Here is a 19093-nt window from a genome sequence, read left to right on the forward strand (position 1 = left end):
TAACTATAAATTCAAAACATTATACAGCCATCTCATTGATTAATTTGTTGTATATTTCATCCATAACAGATATGGCTTTTGCCGATAAGTTATAAGCGCTCTGATAACGTATCAGATTCATTCCCTCTTCGTCCATATCTACACCAGATACTGATAACCTTTGATTCGTAATCATACTAAGAATATTAGTCTGACTTGCAGCAAATGATTTCGCCTTGTCCGTATCAATACCGATCTCCGCCACCAAAGTTTGTAAAAAGGATGCTGGTGCGCCTTGTTTAAATAAAGATTTATTTTCTTTTAAGGCAATCAACTTTTCCACGATATCATTTTCTTCCACACCATTTGTAATGTCAGTAGCAGTTACTACTTTGGACGGATCTGAATATATAACATCTGTCACAGTAAAATTAGCTGCCGTAACCTTATAATATTCTTTAAATCCTACTGCCGGGTCGCTGAAATCAAAGTTATTTCCAGTTACTTTATCGTAACCGTTAAAAAAGTCTAATCCCTGATCGCCGTTTGCATCCTGACCGCTTCTATGAATATCGTTATATGCTCTTGAATAGGTACGTACGAATTCATTCAGCTGTCCCATGTAATATGGGATACCTTTATAATTAACGCTGTCTCCAATATGAGTTTTTTCATTATTTGCATCTGCTGCCAAAGGAGAATCAAGATTAAAGGTGTACACATATTTACCATCTGCATCTACGGTAAAATCAAAACTGTTATACTTATATTCATGATTTCCTATTGTAATTATCCCTTCTTCCGGGATACTTAACTTCTCTACATCATTGATATTGGTACCGGACAAGGTTACTGTGGTATCACCCTTAGTTCCATTTGCTTTCCCTTGCAGGTTCCCTAAATTATTACCATCTCTTACTTCAAAAAGGGATTGCAGATAACCACCCAAACTAGCACTTCTTACATTAAATCTTTGACCATCTTCCCATTGGATGTCATAAAGACCTTCTATGTCATTTTGATTTGCTTTTTCATCACTTTTTCTTGGAACTACCTTTAAAGTTCTATAATTGTTGGTATCTACCAAGGTTTGATGGTCTAATTTTACTACATAGCTTGTAATGCCTATACCATCTCCAACGGTTTTCTCTGTAACAGATATATTAGCTATTTCAGATAACTCATCTACCAACAAAGCTCTTTGATCTCTTAAGTCATTGGCGAATCCGCCATTTACTTCAAGAGTATTGATTTGTTTTGTTAATGTTGAAATTTGTTTTGCAAGAGAATTGATTCGGTCAACTTGATTCTTTATCTCAAAGTTACAGTTTTCCTGTATTTGTTTCATACTTGTTGATAAGGAGTTAAAGTACTCTGTTAAGTTCTTTGCAAAATTTGTCACCTGTTTACGAACTGATGGGCTGGAAGGGTCTTTCGATAATTCTTGTAAAGTATCGTGAAACGTATTAAATGAGGTGGTAAAACCCTTTAAAGCCACTTCATTAAAATAGTTCTCTATCTCAGTCATATAGTGCTCTTTAGCAGCGTACTCACCATACATGGTATTATTCTTCCAATATTTTAAATCATAATAAGCATTTCTTTCCTGGGTTATGCTTATTACGTCTACACCGGATCCAACCATACCATAAGTATTATTTACCCTTAAAGGTACTCCCGCTTGTTGGTTAATGATTTGTCTGCAATAACCTTTTGTTTCTATATTGGATATATTATGATAGGTAGTATTTAATGCAGCCTGATAAGTATATAATCCTGATTTTCCTATGTTTAATCCAAAAAATGTGGACGGCATATCTTTCACCTCTGTCTCTTTCGTATTTTACTTCCTTGTATTCAGATTAATTATTATACTATTCATAAAATTTACATTCTCGTAATAATATGCTCTAACATATTATCAATTACTGTTATATATCTTGCGGAAGCATTATAGGCATGTTGGTATTTTATTAAATTCGTCAATTCTTCATCCGTGGAAACTCCAATGGACTGCTCTCTCTGGGATTCAATACTGGCAACCATGGATTTCTGATTCAGACTCATGGTGTAATACTGTTCCCCTCTGGTTGCAATGTTACCCATAAATGCCGTATAATATCCGTTAAAATTATTCTTAGTTAAAGTATTAGGGGATAATGTTGCAAAAGGCTTCTGCCATGCTTCCACTAATTTTTCCGCAATCTTAATATCATATTCTTCGGTACCTCCATTTACACTTAAAGGTATTAAAGAATAATTATTAAGTATATTAGGATTTACTTCAATTTCTCCTAATGTAAACAGAGAGTAGTTATCTGTTTCATCTTCTTCCATATATATCCTGACTTTACCCAGAATTCCATCTCCGTCAAGATCTATACCTAGATCATTCTCATCTATTTCTTTATAACGGACCATTGATTTTCGATTAAACAGGGCTTCTCCCATAGTTTGATCTTTATCCATTCCTACCGGTGCGTTTTCAACATCCAATATTTTAATCTTACCACCTGCTGGTACCGATAATGAAGTTCCGTCTGCAAAGTTGAATGTGGTGGCAGCTGTAACGGTTATCTCTTTATTAGGGGAAAGTATATCATTCATAGTGGTTACTATTCCATGAATTAACTGATCAAACTGGGCCTGAACCGTCATAATAACATAGGGTTCCACCTGATTATTATAATAATCCAGCCTTCCCTGATAATTATAAGCCGGATCCGTATTATTGGGGTTCGGTATATCTGTATATTTTGCAGGCTTGTCTCCTCTTGCTATTAAAAGTCCCTTCAGGGATCCAATATCCGTTTCTTTGCCGCCTGTGGTTATTTTTCTTAAATCATATACATCATCTCCGGTGGATTCCCACACAGGTTTTAGCATATCGGAGGATGGGCTTATTTTCTCAAGTCCCATTTTGTATGTATTTTCTTCAGTAACTAATTGAACGCCTTCCAGATTAACGGTAACTACGCCATCCATATTTTCTCTGTATGTAATTCGTGCAATTTTTCCTAATTCGTCTAATAACAAATTACGTCGGTCACGGTAGTCATTTGCATTCTCCATGCCATTACTTTCATAATGGCGAATGGTTTTATTTAAATCACTGATTTCCGCTGCTATTTGGTTAATACGGTTTACTTGATTTATAATCTGCGTATTTAGATTAACTTGATATTGATTTAATTGTTTTGATATATTTTCCGCATGTTCTATAAAACTAACTGCAGTTTGTATAATAGACGTTCTTTTTACAATACTATCAGGTTCTTTAGAAAGTTCCTGAAGAGATATCCAAAACTTTTCTAATGTATCCTGAAAGGGAACACCTTCCATCTCTCCAAATAAACTTTCAATTTCCTGTACTGCCTCATATTGAACCTCATAATAGCCTTGACGGCCTGACTCTGTACGATATGCTTTATCAAGAAATATATCACGTACCTGTCTGACTGCTGCTATATTCGTACCAAGTCCGGTTTGAAATGTAGAGATATGATTTATTCCCCAGTTTAAATAAGGACTATCAGCCTGTACTATCTGCTGTCTTACATATCCTTTGGTTTCTGCATTCGCTAAATTATGCGCTGTTGTATTCAAGGAATTCTGGCTGGAACGTAAACCAGATACTCCAACATATAAGCCACTCATTAAACTCATAATATATACTTGCTCCTTTCAGAGTTTGGAGACTTTGTGGGTAGCACAATCTCTGGTAGAAACAATGATATCTTTTCTACCTGTGAAGATGTTTTTTCTTCACACTTCTCCAATCTAAAAATTATTGTTTTGTATCAAATATTCCTGTTCCCATAACCGGTGTGTCAAATTGAGAGGCACCTTTGTTATAGCCATTATTCATAGTAAGCATTTGGGCACTTTGTATAAAATTCATATTGAATTCTATCATTTCTAAAGATTGCTGTATTAAGGAATTGTTATGGTCATTAATATCAGCCAGTTTTAAGACGGTTTTCTTTAGTTTCTCATGTACCCTGGTTAATTGTTGTTGTTCCTTAGGCTGCTTGTCTAGTATTTCAATAATAGTCTGAACTCGAAGTATTTGAGGATCTTTACCGATTACGATACCAATATTATTAACCACTTCTGCCCTCTTACGCTCCAGGTGGTTAATTTTTTCCACTATACCTTGTTCCTGCTCTGTTATTTGCTGTAATGATTCCAAATCACCTTTTACTATTATCTTGGTTTTCTTTTCTTCAATAGGAACAAGTTTCTCATATATTTCATATTCCTGTTCTAAAGTTGTTATAAGTTCTTCTATTAAACTAGCCAATTTTCAACCTCTTTTCTCTCATTTTTCCAAATATGATGTCTCTTTGTACCATCTCAAATAATAGGTGAAGAAGTTCTTCTAAGCAGGAAGTATTTTTCTTCACATTTTTACCGGTTAAATGATTTGATTAAAATAGTTCTCCACTAATTTATTAGCAACTTCTTCACCGGTCACATTATAAGTACCGGATTCTATACGTCTTTTAATGTCATTTACTTTATCCATTCGAATATCTTCTGCTTTAGCAAGGGCTTTTTTAGCTACTTGATAATCCTTGCCTGTTCTTGAAATTTCTACATGATCTTTTGCAGAAACTCCCTTTGTCTTGCTGGTTCTCACCGTATTATTCGTCTGGAGCATTTGTGTGATTTTGTTATATGCATCAATACGCATTGTTCTTTCACTCCTATTTGTTCTTTCTACTATATTCTTATTTACATTATTTATCGGACATTTCAGGGTTTTCATTATAGTTATATTGAATTTTTTCGTTTTCTTAGGCAATAAAATAAGCAGGCATACCTGTAAAAAGTAGTGTATACCTGCTAACCAGACTTATTTTTACCTTGAAGCTTGAATTCATAAAAATTGGCGTGACTGCATTTCTGATTACGATGAATGCATTAATATTTTATATTCTTTAATATGTCACAAAAGTCAAAGGTGGCAAAATAATCTTTGGGAGTTTCTGCCCTACGGATTAATTGTACTGATCCGTCTTCTTTTAACAGTAATTCGGATGATCTTAATTTACCATTATAATTATAGCCCATTGCAAATCCGTGAGCTCCCGTATCATGAATCACAAGGAAATCTCCCATATCAATCTTTGGAAGCATTCTATCCACCGCAAACTTGTCGTTATTCTCACACAAAGAACCGGTTATATCATATTTGTGATCACATGGCCCATCTTCTTTTCCCATAACCGTAATATGATGATATGCACCATACATAGCAGGTCTCATAAGATTGACTGCAGATGCATCTAAACCGATATACTCTTTATGGATATGCTTCTCATGAATGGCAGTTGCCACCAAATGTCCATAAGGAGCTAACATATAACGACCTAACTCCGTAAAGATAGATACCTCGCCCATACCTGCTGGTACCAGCACTTCTTCAAAAGTCTTTCTTACACCTTCACCAATTACCATAATATCATTTGGTTCCTGATCCGGCATATACGGTATTCCAATACCTCCGGATAAATTTATGAACTTAATATCTGCACCTGTTTTTTCTTTTAATTCAACTGCCAATTCAAATAATACTCTTGCAAGGGTGGGATAATATTCATTAGAAACCGTATTACTGGCTAAGAATGAGTGAATACCAAAGTTTTTTACTCCCTTGCTTTTTAATATTTTAAAACCTTCTACCATTTGTTCTTTCGTAAATCCAAATTTGGCTTCTCCCGGGTTATCCATAATATCCGTACTTATTTTAAATACTCCGCCGGGATTGTATCTGCATGAAATGGTTTCCGGAATTCCTGCAACCTTCTCCAGGAAATCAATGTGAGTAAAATCGTCCAGATTAATAGTTCCATTCATTTCTCTTGCTTTTATAAATTCTTCTGCCGGCGTTGCATTGGAAGAAAACATAATGTCATTTCCGCTGAATCCAATAGCTTCAGAAAGCATTAATTCTGTCATGGATGAACAGTCTGCTCCGCAGCCTTCTTCTTGCAGAATTTTTAATATAAAGGGATTTGGGGTGGCTTTTACCGCAAAATATTCTTTAAACCCGCTGTTCCAGGCAAATGCCTCTTTTAATCTTCTTGCATTTTCACGAATTCCTTTTTCGTCATATATATGAAATGGCGTTGGATATTTCTTTGTGATTTCTTTCAATTGTTCTAATGTTACAAATGGTTTTTTCATACTGAACTCCTTCCTACTTATCTTATGCATACAATCAATTACCGCTTCTTACTAACTCTTATATATTAACTTTAAAAGTTTTGGTTCAAATAAATAAAAATAATGAAGGCTGCCTATCATTAACCTCCATTGGACTAGTATATTTATACATTTTTAATTATTTATATAAATATATCTTAATATAAAAGGAATGTCAATGACTAAATTATTGAAAGATAGCCCTTTGAAATTATAATACTTCTTATCCTTTATTTCTTATTGGTTTTCCAGAATTGAGTGTATCACATATGCGGTCTATTTACAACTTTTTAACTGCATCTGCCTTACTGATATTTTAGAAATGGTTTGATAAAGACTTAATCATCTTGCCCATAACATGTCTCTTCTGTCTCCTAAAGCATAAAGCGAACATACGATTGCTAAAAAAGTGGATTTTTATTGGAAAATATGTTACAATATCACTTATGTTTATAAGGAAAGGAATTGAATAATGGAACAATATACAGGAAGTCAAATCGTGGTCTTAGAAGGACTAGAGGCAGTTAGAAAACGTCCCGGAATGTATATAGGAAGTACCGGACCTCGTGGATTACATCATTTGATATGGGAGATTCTTGATAATGGAATCGACGAACATCTTGCCGGCTATTGTACAGAAATACATGTAAAACTTCAAAAAGATGGTGGTATCGCAATTGCTGATAACGGACGTGGTATACCCGTAGATATTCATCCAACTAAAAAAATTCCTACCGTTAGAGTTGTTTATACCATTCTTCACGCAGGTGGTAAGTTCGGAAGCTCTGTTTATAAAGTATCCGGTGGCCTTCATGGGGTTGGTGCATCTGTTGTCAACGCATTATCCAGTCGAATGATTATTGAAATCAGACGTGATGGAAAAGTCTATAGAGATGAGTACGAAAAAGGTGGACATCCTATTGTAAAGCTGGAAGACGGTACGCTTCCAGTAACTGGAAAATGCAATAAAAGTGATACAGGAACAAAAGTGACCTTCTACCCGGACAGTACTATATTTGAAACTGTTGAATTTAAAGGAGACACAATAAAGAAGAAATTAAAAGAGATTGCATATTTAAATAAAAATTTGATTATTCATTATGAAGATCAATTAACCGGAGAAAAAGTAACCTATCAGGAAGAGTTCGGTATAAAGAGTTTTGTTTCCTATTTAAACCGGGAAGCAATCAGCATTCATGATGAACCTATTTATATTGAAGGCCAAAGTGGTGATATTGAAGTAGAAGTTGCATTTCAATATACCAACTCCTTTGTAGAACAAATAAATGCATATTGTAACCGTATTAATGTTGTAGACGGAGGTACTTTAGTTACCGGTTTTAAAACTGCATTAACCAGAGTTATGAATCAGTATGCCCGGGAGCTTGGAATCTTGAAAGAAAAGGACGAAAACTTTGATGGAAAAGATATTCGTAACGGTCTAGTGGCCATCGTCTCCATCAAACATCCTGATCCCCAATTCGAAGGCCAGACGAAAACCAAGCTTGGCAATACAGATGCCAAAAGTGCTGTAGATGAAGTATTTGCAGCGGAAGTACAAAGATACTTTGATAAAAATGTTGAGATACTTAGGATTATACTTGAGAACTCTCTAAAGTCTTATAATGCCAGAAAAGCAGGTGATAAAGCTCGTAATGCTGTCTTAAAGCAACTTTACGATGTAGATACAAGAAGCAAATTAGCTTCCTGCTCTTCTAAAAAACCAGAGGAATGTGAAGTTTATATAGTCGAGGGTGATTCCGCAGGCGGCACGGTTAAAACAGCCCGTAATCGCAGAACCCAAGCTGTATTACCTTTACGTGGTAAAATTCTAAATGTAGAAAAGGCTTCTTTAGAAAAAATACTTTTAAATAATGAAATCAAATCCATGATTGCATCTTTTGGCTGCGGTATTGGAGATGATTTTGATATTACAAAGCTTCGTTACGATAAAATTATAATACTAACCGATGCTGATGTGGATGGTGCTCACATTAGTACTCTCTTACTGACCTTCTTTTACCGTTTCATGCCTGAGTTAATACTGGAGGGCAAGGTATACCGTGGACTTCCACCATTATATAAAGTGGATTATGAATACATGGAAAAGAGCAAGAAAAAGAGAGAATCCAAATATTTATTTAACGACTTCCAGTTGGACAAGTTTCGAAAAAACCTGGATAACAAAATAATATCTTTACAGCGTTATAAAGGTCTTGGAGAAATGGATGCAAACCAGTTATGGGAAACAACTTTAAACCCAGAAACACGTACCCTTGCCCAGGTTACAATCAGTGATACCGTCGAAGCCGATGAAGTCACTACTACACTAATGAGTAGCAGTGTTCCACCAAGACGTGAATTTATAATGGAAGAAGCAAAGTATGCTAAATTAGATATATAATTTGTATTAGAAGAAAAAAGTATTCACCAATTATTATTAAGAACTTGAACAACATTAACAATATCATATTCAGGAGGACTCCATGAGTAAAAATACAGATAATATTATTCAGATGGATTTTTCAGAAGAAATGAAGAATTCATACCGAGATTACGCCATGAGCGTTATTATAGCCAGAGCACTACCAGATGTGCGGGATGGTTTAAAGCCAGTTCAAAGAAGAATCCTTTTTGCCATGAAAGAACTTGGCCTTGATCCAAAGAAACCACATAGAAAGAGTGCCCGTATTGTCGGTGATACAATGGGTAAATATCATCCTCATGGCGATAGCTCTATATATGATGCATTGGTGCATATGACAGAAGACTACTCTTTATCCATACCATTGGTTGACGGTCATGGAAACTTTGGCTCCATTGATGGTGATGGTGCTGCTGCCATGCGTTATACCGAGGCAAGGTTATCCGAAGGCGCTATGACCATGCTTGATAATTTAGATAAAGGATTAGTAGAATTCGTTCCTAACTTTGATGATAGTGAGAAAGAACCTTCTGTTCTTCCTTCTATGATACCAAATCTTTTAATTAATGGTACAACGGGTATTGCAGTAGGTATGGCTACCAACATTCCTCCTCATAATCCCGGGGAAGTAATCGATGGTGCCATAGCTTATATTGATAATCCTGATATAACTAACATAAAATTAATGAAGTACATTCCAGGGCCTGATTTTCCTACGGGAGGTACCATTATCAATCAAAGTGATATAGAACAAATCTATGAAACCGGGGAAGGCAAACTCCGTGTTCGTGGAAAAGTAGACATTGAAAATGGTGATTCCGGCCGTAAAAATATAGTTATTACCGAAATACCTTATACCGTAGCAGGAAATAAAACCAAGCTGGTAGAAAGCCTTGTTAATCTTATGAAGGATAAGGTATTTGATGAAATATACGACGTAAGAGATGAGTCTTCCAAAGAAGGTATCCGCATTGTTGTAGAAGTGAAAAAAGATAGAGATATAGATAACCTTTTAAATGGCCTTTACAAAAAGTCTCAGATGGAAGATACATATGGTGTGAATCTTTTAGCAGTAAAAGAACAACAACCTATTGTATTTAACTTAAAAATGATGCTAAAAGAATTCGTTGATTTTCAGGAAGAACTTTATACCAAAGAATATCAGCATCTATTAGCAAAAGCACAAGATCGTTCAGAAATTGTAAATGGTTTAATTCGTGCAACTGATATAATCGATTTAATCATTGAAATACTTCGTGGAAGCAGCTCTATCAAGCAGGCAAAAGCATGTTTAACAAACGGTATTACTGAAGACATAAAATTTAAATCAAAAGCCTCGGAAAAACAGGCTTCTACTCTTGATTTTACCGACCGCCAGGCAGAAGCTATTCTTTCTATGCAATTGAGTAAATTAATTGGTTTAGAGATTTTAAAATTACATGAAGAAAATGATGCTCTATTAAAAAGTATTATGGAGTATAAAACCATTCTTGGTGATAAAAATGAATTATACAAAGTGATCAAAGGTCGCTTAAAAGAATATAAAAAGAAATTCAATCATCCGAGACGCACCTTACTTACAAATGAAAATAATGCAGAATATGTAGTAGAAGAAAAAGTAGAAGACATTTATGTCTTAATCGATAAGTTCGGCTATACCAAGTCTCTGGATTCTGTAAGCTTCTCAAGAGCTGCTGAAGAAACCTTAAAAGAGTTCAATCATATTATTTTAATGAAAAATACAGACAAGCTCTGTATTTTCACAGCAGAAGGTAACATGCATCAGGTGAAAGCCTCTGCAATACCAAAATGTAAGATTAAAGATAAGGGTGTTCTCATTCATAATCTTTGTAAAGTAGATAAAGAAAATATTATTCTCTATACCTCATTTGAAGAATTATTTGAATCACAATTGGTATTTTCAACTAAATATGGTTATATTAAATTGGTGTCAGGAGTTGAATTTGAAACCAACCGTTCCATGGTAGTTGCAACAAAACTTGAAGATGGTGATGAAGTAGTAAATATCATTATGTTGTCAGCTAGTGATGTGTTATCCGGTGACAGAAAAGTAATAATCTTAACAGAGAAAGGTCTTTCTTTAGGATTTTCGTTAGATGAAGTGAGTGAAATGAAGAAAACCGGGCGGGGAGTTAAATCCATAGCACTAGAACAGAAAGATTATGTAGTATTTACAACCGTTTTAAAAACATCAGATGAAGTATTTATTTATGAAGGAAAAGAATTAAGTGCTAAGAAAGTTAGAAACAGAAAACGTGGTCAGAAAGGCCAAAAGGCACAATTATAGTAAAAGTAGGTAATACTAATCCCCATATGAACCTTAAAAAAACTTCGGAGGAGGCTTTATACGTAAGCCTTTTCCGAAGTTTTTTAGTGCTTCTAAATGTTGATTACTATTAAATAAAGCATTCTTTCAACATTTTTAAAGACAAATATAATATAGGGGCGGTTGTAAAACTATTATTCTACGGTTATAATTCGATTTTTAGTATATACTGAGAATGATATTTTACAGGCTGCCCCTTCAGTATTTACTAAACAAATTTTTCAACCTTATCTTTTTCAATTCTTGCAAAAATCAATGGTTCTAACTTAATTGGTTTTTCCTCTATCTTAATTGCATTTAATAAGATTCTTTCTGATTCCGCTAAACTTTCTTCTTTGGAAGTATAAAGAGTGGCTAATATTTCGCCTTTATTTACGTATTCTCCCACTTTCTTATTCAGGATGATTCCAGCGGAATAATCAATGGAATCTTCTTTTTTCTCTCTGCCGGCACCAAGAACCAAAGAGGAGATTCCACATTGTTCTGTATTCATATGGGTAATGTACCCTTCCATACTTGCTATTACTTTTCTTTCATATGGTGCTTTCGCGAAATTGTTGGTATCCTTAAGAACAGAACTGTCTCCCCCTTGAGCTTCCACCATTTCAATTAGCTTTTGGAAAGCAGCTCCACTTGCTATTGCTTCCTCAGACATCTTTCTGCATTCCTCCAAAGTGCCTTTACCGGATAAGAATAGCATATTAGAAGCCAGATGCAGGCAAACTTCAGTTAAATCCCTGGGACCTTTATTATGTAATGTATCCACTACTTCAATAATCTCCAAAGAGTTACCAATGGCAAATCCAAGAGGTATATCCATATCAGTAATCAAAGCTACCGTTTTCTTACCTGCATGTTCCCCGATTGCTACCATCTTCTTTGCCAGTTCAATGGAACCATCTAAGGTTTTCATAAAAGCACCGCTTCCGGTCTTAACATCTAATAGAATACAGTCATTTCCCGCAGCTAGCTTTTTACTCATAATAGATGCCGCAATTAAAGGGATGCTGTCAACAGTTGCAGTAACGTCCCTTAATGCATATAATTTCTTATCCGCCGGTGCCAGGTTACCTGATTGGCCGATCACGCATAAACCGGTTTTATTTACAATATCAATGAACTTTTCCTGAGGAATGGAAGTCTCCATTCCAGGAATGGATTCCATCTTATCCACAGTTCCACCGGTATGTCCTAAGCCCCTACCTGACATCTTGGCAACCTTGCCACCACATGCAGCCACGATAGGAGCAATAATTAATGAAGTTTTATCTCCTACACCACCGGTGGAGTGTTTATCCACTTTAATTCCATCAATTCCGGATAAATCCACCATATCTCCGGAATGAGCCATTGCGTCTGTTAATATTGTTGTCTCTATATCTGTCATGCCCTGAAAGTAGATTGCCATTAGCATGGCGGACATTTGGTAATCAGGAATATTGCCCAATACATATTCCTGTATCATAAAACGGATTTCTTCCTCTGCTAAGATACCTCCGTTTCTCTTTTTCATGATAATATCATACATTCTCATAAGATCACTCTCCTTCTAAAAACAAATTGAAAAGCCAAAGGGGATATTCCACTTGCCTATAGGCAAGTTTATCCCCTTACGCTACGGCTCTAACCTCATTGCCAATACGCCGCGGCATTTAGCAGGAGCCCTAACTCCTGCTGAAACAGGCAAGTCCGTTTCCCTGATGAGGTTAAATCAAACTTGGCGAAGAATCTCCATTTTTCCATGTTACGAGATCTTCGCCAATTCAACTTTGTTGAATTTCTGCTCCGAATTACATACTAATTATCTGCTTCCCTTATCATAAGGTATACCTTCTGCTCTAGGTGCCTGTGATGATTTAGATGAAATAGTTAATATGACAAGGGTAGCAATATAAGGAATCATTTTATATACTTCATTGGATATTGGCAGTCCTTTTAAAAATGGAATTCCTGAATATGCTGACGCAAATGTCTTCATAATTCCAAAGAAAAATGCTGCAAATATAATCCTTTTTGTTCTCCACTGTCCAAAAATTAATACCGCTAATGCCAAGAAACCATATCCGGCAACTGTTGCATTAAAGTTTGTAGATGTAGGTACTACGAATACCAAACCGCCAATTCCTGCTAATACACCGGAGATAACAACACCGGCATAACGGATTTTATATACATTAATACCTACAGAATCGGCTGCTTGTGGATGCTCACCGCAGGAGCGTAATCTTAAACCAAATCTGGTATGATTGATTACAATTTCAGCTGCAATGGCAATTCCAATGCCGATATAGGTAGTAATATAACAGTTTCTGAAAAGTAAAGGTCCTATTACAGGGATACTGCCTAATACCGGTACTTTGCTTATAAAGAAAGTATCTGTAAACTGAACCTGCTGTACAGTCTGAATCATTCTTGCGGTAAAGATTGCAAATGCAGGAGCAAACATATTCAGAGCAGTACCACTAATAGTCTGATCTGCTTTTAAGTTAATGGATGCAAATGCATGTAAGAGGGAGAAAATACCCCCTGTTAAACCTGCTACTAAAACTGCTAAGATCAGCAGTAATTGGCCGCTCATCTTATCCTGCATAAAGTGGATGAAAAAGATACTGGTAAAAGCGCCCATGACCATAATACCTTCTAATGCAATATTAACTACACCGCTTCGTTCCGCAAACATTCCGCCTAGTGCTACAATTAGAAGAGGAATCGCAAAAAACATTGTTTGTTGTACTATAAAATAAAAGATATCCATTAGCGTCCTTCCTCCTTCTCCAATTTGTTTCTTCTGGTAAGTTTATGAATAAGATTTTTAAACAATAATGAAAAAGCGCCGCAGTAAATAATAACCGCAATAATTATGTCAATAATCTCGGCTGAATAATTATATAACTGAATGTTATTACCGCCCACTTTAATGTGTGCAATGAATAAACCTGCAAATAATATACCGATTGGATTGGACATACCCAGCAATGCAACGGATATACCATTAAATCCTTCCGGTGCCAGAATATCAATTACCTGCATATACTTACCGGAACCGGACAAATATAAAAGTCCACCGCCTAATCCTGCTAAAGCTCCGGCAATAACCATTGATAATATAATATTTCTCTTATCATTAATACCTGCATATTGGCTGGCGCTTGGACTATGTCCGCAAGCCTTTAATTCATATCCAAAAGTTGTCTTGCTTAAGACAATGTAAATAAGGATAACTGCAAATATTGCAATAAAGATACCAATATTCATATTTTTTACGTCAAATAATTGCTCCAGTCCGCCCCTTGGAATAATGGCGCTTTTAGGCACTGACTCCGTCTGATTTTTCAGAGGATCGTAGATTGACTTAACAATCAGCATATTTACTAAATAAATGCCTATATAATTCATCATAATGGAAGTAATAACTTCATTTACATTTGCCAATGCTTTTAAAATACCCGGTACCATTCCCCATAAGGCACCTGCAATGATAGCTCCAAGTAAGGCTACTATCCAGTGAATACCTGACGGCAGGAAAGTCCACTTAATACCTATGTAAACCGCCACAAACGCACCTGTAGTAAACTGACCGGATGCACCAATATTAAACAGACCGGTTTTAAAAGCAAAACCTACAGAAAGACCTGTCATAATAATTGGAGTTGCCATATAAAGAACCTGTCCAAGACCAGAGGTCCCATTTGTAAATCCGCCTTTAATAATAGTAATTAACGCTGGAAATGCATTTTTATAGTTACTGATCAGTAAAATGACAAATCCAAAAAGAAGTCCTGCTACAATTGCCATAATAACTGAAAAGAAACTGCTAGTCCCTTTGCTTTGTAATAAATTATGCTTCTTTTTCATTGTTCACACTCCTTTTTGATCCTGCCATGTAAAGACCTAATTCTTGAACCGTAATTTCCTTTGGATTCAAATCGGCAACGATTTCTCCTTCGTACATAACTACAATACGGTCACTTACGTCCATAACCTCATCTAATTCCAGTGAAACCAAAAGAACTGCTTTACCTGCATCTCTTTGTGCTATTAATTGTTTATGAATATATTCGGTGGCACCTACATCCAGACCTCTGGTAGGCTGTACTGCTACAACAACTTCCGGATTACGGTCCAATTCTCTGGCAATAATAACTTTTTGCTGATTACCACCGGACATATCACGTACAATAGAATCTTCTCCTTGTCCGCTTCGTATGTCGTATTGCCCTATTAATTTCTGTGCATACTGACGAACTGCACCAAACTTAATGAATCCATGGTTTTGAAATCTTGGTTCAAAATAAGTTTGAAGCACCGCATTCTGCTGGAGGTTATAATCAAGTACAAGTCCATGTTTATGCCTGTCTTCCGGAATGTGTGACATACCTGCTACACTTCTCTTACGTATGGATTTCTTAGTAATATCCTCACCATTTAAGATAATTTGTCCGTTATTAATAGGCATTAGGCCAGTAATGCCGTAAACCAATTCAGACTGACCATTACCGTCAATACCTGCCACACATAATATTTCTCCCTTTCTGGCTTTAAAAGAAACATTATTCACTACATCTTTCTTACTGAGCTTTGACCTAATAGTAAGATTCTTTACTTCCAGTACCGTTTCCCCCGGCTTTACTTCAATTTTATCCAGATGGAAATTAATTTTACGTCCAACCATCATTTCTGACATTTCTTCTTTTGAAGTTGTTTCTACATCAACGGTTCCTATATATTTTCCTTTTCTAAGTACAGAACAGCGATTGGCAACTTCTTTAATTTCATTTAATTTATGAGATATAAAGATAATAGACTTTCCTTCATCTACTAAATGCTTCATTATCTTCATTAATTCTTCGATTTCCTGGGGTGTTAAAACTGCTGTAGGTTCATCGAATATTAACATATCATTATCGCGATACAACATTTTAAGTATTTCTACTCTTTGCTGCATACCAACAGTAATATCTGAAATATACGCATCGGGATCGATTCTAAGATTATAACGGTTACTTAAGTCCATAACTTTTTTTCTTGCATCATCCATTTTTAAGAAACCCCGTTTTATGGTTTCTTTTCCCAATACAATACTCTCTAATACCGTAAAATTATGAACTAATTTAAAGTGCTGATGAACCATACCGATGCTTAAAGCATTCGCATCATTTGGGTTATTTATTTTTACTGCTTCCCCATTAATTTTAATTTCACCTTTTTCAGCCTGGTATAAGCCGAATAATACACTCATTAAAGTTGATTTTCCTGCTCCGTTTTCTCCCAACAGTGCATGAACTTCACCTTTCTTTACTTTGAATGTTACATCATCAAGAGCTTTGAAGTTGCCAAACTCTTTTGTAATATTATTCATTTCAATGACATATTCCATTGTAGTACCTCCTAAGCATAAAAACTATGCCAATTAATAAAATATCTAATATAAGTTAGTATGTTTCGTTTGTAAAGCTTCACCAACTTATCTTTATGGGTTATTCATCTTTTCCTGCAAATTGTTTCATCTGGCTCTCTGTGGATACAACATATCTTATATACTTTGTTGTTGAGTGTAATAACCTCCTTTATGTAATTTTGAATGAAGAGTTTCGCTTAGGAAATACCCCAATACTTTCTATGTACTCTTTATTCATAATAACACCCTTTGTATATCACATCTGTACCTAGTTCTGATACAGCTGTGAATAGGTTGAGATTTGTGAAAACTTTTCTATCTATTTCTTTTCACCCTTATATCTTCAACTTATTCATATAAGTATATAACTCCTTAATTGAATAAGAAAAATACACCTCTTAAAAAACATTATTTCTATCTATATGTAACTGCTGTAACGGTCAGGTCTTATTAATATAATATCTTCTATACACGCTCCACATATAAATGTTTCTTTTTTTAATATGTTTATATGGTTTCACAGGTGATTTTTTCATATAACTTCATATTTTATATAGCTCCTAAGTAGGCTCATGTAGGTTACAGCAGAATCTTTCATTTTAAAATATTATGCTGTTTAGTCTTTCAAAAAACAGCGAATAAGTGAGTTTTGCTCTACCGATTTTATTTATTAAAAAGTTATTCTGCTCTATAAACTATATCATTATTTCTATTATATCTATCATTATTTTCTTATTTTTTGTTTTCTGTCTTTTACCTATTACTTATTATTTTCTGTCTTCTATATTGAATATTGAATAAATACTAATGTTTCTACCTTCTAATTCTTACTAATGTACTTGTTAAATAAGGATGCCGCAAAAGGCTTTTACACCTTTTGAGGCAACCGTTACTTAACTTACTATTGAATAACTAATATATATTTCTAATTTTTAAAATAATAAAACTACTGGATTAATTCTACAACAGTTTTTGTTCCTTCAACTGCTTTTGCATCTGCAACATCAGTATCTTTCTTAAGAGCAATTTCTCCTGCTACAACCTTTGCATAGATTGCATCATAATCTGCTTGTGTGAACTTCTCAAATTTAGATGTAGCCATTGGAAGTTGAACACCTTCAACAGATGCATTTAAAACAGCAGATGTTCCGCCTGGGAATGTATTGTTATAATAAGCAACAAGAGCATCGTAAACAGATTTGCTTAAGTTCTTCATGGAAGAAGTAATAACTGTTGGAGATTCACTGGATTGGTCAACGTCTACACCAATAACTTTTGTTCCAGCTGTTTCTGCAGCCTTCATAACAGAGTTACCAACTCCACCGCCGCAAGCAAAGATTACTTCTGTTCCTTCATTGTACCAGGAAGCTGCTTTTGCCATGTTTTCAGGAGTTGCATCGAAGTTACCAACATATGTGTATTTAACTTGAACTGCATCATCAGCTAAACCTAATTCTTGAGCTGCATATTCAGCACCTTGAACGAATCCATAGCCAAATTTAATAACAGCAGGAACAGCAATACCACCCATGAAACCTAACTTAGTGTAACCTTCTTTAACAATTGCATAACCTGCTAAGAAACCAGCTTCCTCTTCTGCATAGAAAACAGAGTAAGTGTTAGAAGTTATATCCATTGGCGCATCTTTTTCATCAGCATGTGGTGCACCGTCTAAGATAACGAAGTTCACCTCTGGATATTTGGTTTGAGCTGTATGGATTGGTACTTCAAATAAGAAACCTGGGCAAACGATAACCTTTGCTCCACCTTTAACTGCTAAATCAATTTGAGTCATATATTCATCATCAGATTTACCAGTTGGCTGATAATATTTATATGTAAGACCTTTTTCTTTCGCGTAAGCTTCAACACCTTCCCAAGCACCTTGGTTAAAGGATTTATCATCGATAGTTCCAACGTCTGTAATTAAAGCTAATTCATAAGTATCCGTTTTAGGTGCTTCTGCTTCCTTGGTTGGATCCGGAGTAGCCTCAGGAGTTGTTGTTTCAGTTTTTTCCTCTGTTTTATCTGTATCTGTTTTTTTATCATTTTGTTTTCCACATGCACCAAGAACAAAAATCATGGTTGCAATCAACGCTACATTCACTAATTTTTTAAATAATTTCATTTCAATTCCTCCCAATACATATTATTTGTTTAAATCTTTTTCTGTAAAACTTAGTGGCAGTAATTGCTCTAATGTATATACCTGATAATCCTCCTCTGATCTGGCTAATATAACCCGGAATTCCTTGGGATCACAAAATTCTGCCATGACCTGTCTGCATACTCCGCATGGTGCGCAGTATTCAAAGTCTCCTGATGAGGCCCCTTCAAGATTTCCTACAACCGCAATTGCTTCGAAATCTTTTACCCCCTCTGAAATTGCCTTAAAAAAGGCGGTACGCTCTGCACAATTGGTAGGTGTATAAGCGGCATTCTCTATGTTACAGCCTCTGTATACTTTACCGTTTTTCCCTAATAAAGCTGCCCCCACTTTAAAATTAGAATATGGAGTATAGGAAAAATCTTGTGCCAGATATGCTTCTTTAATTAATTCCAGTTCTTTCATATATCCTCCTTTCCCCATTAATTTGTATCAGGTATTTGCAATACTAAGCTATCTTACATCATGTTAGTATTATTTATGAACATGCCCAAATAGTATTATTTTTATAGTGATTATACTATTCATGCAATTATCATCACACAGTTCAACTTAATACATATTAAC

13 protein-coding genes are annotated in these 19093 nt (G+C 35.3%); 2 read left to right on the top strand and 11 right to left on the bottom strand.

Annotated features, from left to right (window positions below; translation table 11 throughout):
- Positions 1-19: 19 nt before the first annotated feature.
- The 5 genes from flgK (BM183_RS05275) to BM183_RS05295 form a co-directional block, all read right to left on the bottom strand.
- Positions 20-1795 carry a flagellar hook-associated protein FlgK gene (gene flgK / locus BM183_RS05275; RefSeq protein ID WP_091685009.1) on the bottom strand — a complete coding sequence of 592 codons (1776 nt, stop codon included), beginning with the start codon at positions 1793-1795 and terminating at the stop codon, positions 20-22.
- Between the two features lie 71 nt (positions 1796-1866).
- The gene (flgK, locus tag BM183_RS05280) at positions 1867-3645 is read right to left on the bottom strand and encodes a flagellar hook-associated protein FlgK (protein WP_091685011.1); all 1779 of its coding nucleotides are present in this window, start codon (positions 3643-3645) and stop codon (positions 1867-1869) included.
- Positions 3646-3766: 121 nt separating this feature from the next.
- Positions 3767-4282, bottom strand: a complete 516-nt coding sequence (locus tag BM183_RS05285) for a flagellar protein FlgN (protein WP_091685012.1) — start codon at positions 4280-4282, stop codon at positions 3767-3769.
- Positions 4283-4396: 114 nt separating this feature from the next.
- Complete coding sequence (gene flgM, locus BM183_RS05290) at positions 4397-4675, bottom strand: flagellar biosynthesis anti-sigma factor FlgM (protein ID WP_091685014.1); 279 nt, start codon at positions 4673-4675, stop codon at positions 4397-4399.
- Positions 4676-4905: 230 nt separating this feature from the next.
- The gene (locus BM183_RS05295) at positions 4906-6171 is read right to left on the bottom strand and encodes a diaminopimelate decarboxylase (RefSeq protein ID WP_091685016.1); all 1266 of its coding nucleotides are present in this window, start codon (positions 6169-6171) and stop codon (positions 4906-4908) included.
- 490 nt (positions 6172-6661) lie between these two features.
- On the opposite strand from BM183_RS05295, the gene BM183_RS05300 reads away from it, so the two are divergent.
- Together BM183_RS05300 and BM183_RS05305 are read left to right on the top strand one after the other, a co-directional pair.
- Positions 6662-8593 carry a DNA gyrase/topoisomerase IV subunit B gene (locus tag BM183_RS05300; RefSeq protein WP_091685018.1) on the top strand — a complete coding sequence of 644 codons (1932 nt, stop codon included), beginning with the start codon at positions 6662-6664 and terminating at the stop codon, positions 8591-8593.
- A gap of 82 nt (positions 8594-8675) precedes the next feature.
- Positions 8676-10922, top strand: coding sequence for a DNA gyrase/topoisomerase IV subunit A (locus tag BM183_RS05305; protein ID WP_091685020.1), 2247 nt, complete (start codon positions 8676-8678; stop codon positions 10920-10922).
- Between the two features lie 247 nt (positions 10923-11169).
- On the opposite strand, the gene BM183_RS05310 is transcribed toward BM183_RS05305, so the two are convergent.
- The 6 genes from BM183_RS05310 to cdd form a co-directional block, all read right to left on the bottom strand.
- The gene (locus tag BM183_RS05310; RefSeq protein WP_091685022.1) at positions 11170-12495 is read right to left on the bottom strand and encodes a pyrimidine-nucleoside phosphorylase; all 1326 of its coding nucleotides are present in this window, start codon (positions 12493-12495) and stop codon (positions 11170-11172) included.
- Positions 12496-12762: 267 nt separating this feature from the next.
- A complete protein-coding gene (locus BM183_RS05315; RefSeq protein WP_091685024.1) occupies positions 12763-13716 on the bottom strand; it encodes an ABC transporter permease in 954 nt (317 codons plus the stop codon).
- Positions 13716-14816, bottom strand: a complete 1101-nt coding sequence (locus tag BM183_RS05320; protein ID WP_091685025.1) for an ABC transporter permease — start codon at positions 14814-14816, stop codon at positions 13716-13718. Before BM183_RS05320 ends, BM183_RS05315 begins: the two co-directional genes overlap by 1 nt.
- Complete coding sequence (locus BM183_RS05325) at positions 14800-16338, bottom strand: ABC transporter ATP-binding protein (RefSeq protein WP_091685027.1); 1539 nt, start codon at positions 16336-16338, stop codon at positions 14800-14802. The genes BM183_RS05320 and BM183_RS05325 overlap by 17 nt, the downstream gene beginning before the upstream one ends.
- Before the next feature lie 967 nt (positions 16339-17305).
- Positions 17306-18487, bottom strand: coding sequence for a BMP family lipoprotein (locus BM183_RS05330; RefSeq protein ID WP_091685029.1), 1182 nt, complete (start codon positions 18485-18487; stop codon positions 17306-17308).
- A gap of 21 nt (positions 18488-18508) precedes the next feature.
- A complete protein-coding gene (gene cdd / locus BM183_RS05335) occupies positions 18509-18931 on the bottom strand; it encodes a cytidine deaminase (protein WP_091685031.1) in 423 nt (140 codons plus the stop codon).
- Positions 18932-19093: the final 162 nt, after the last annotated feature.

Origin of the sequence: Anaerocolumna aminovalerica (assembly GCF_900115365.1) — a bacterium.
GTDB classification, from domain to species: domain Bacteria; phylum Bacillota; class Clostridia; order Lachnospirales; family Lachnospiraceae; genus Anaerocolumna; species Anaerocolumna aminovalerica.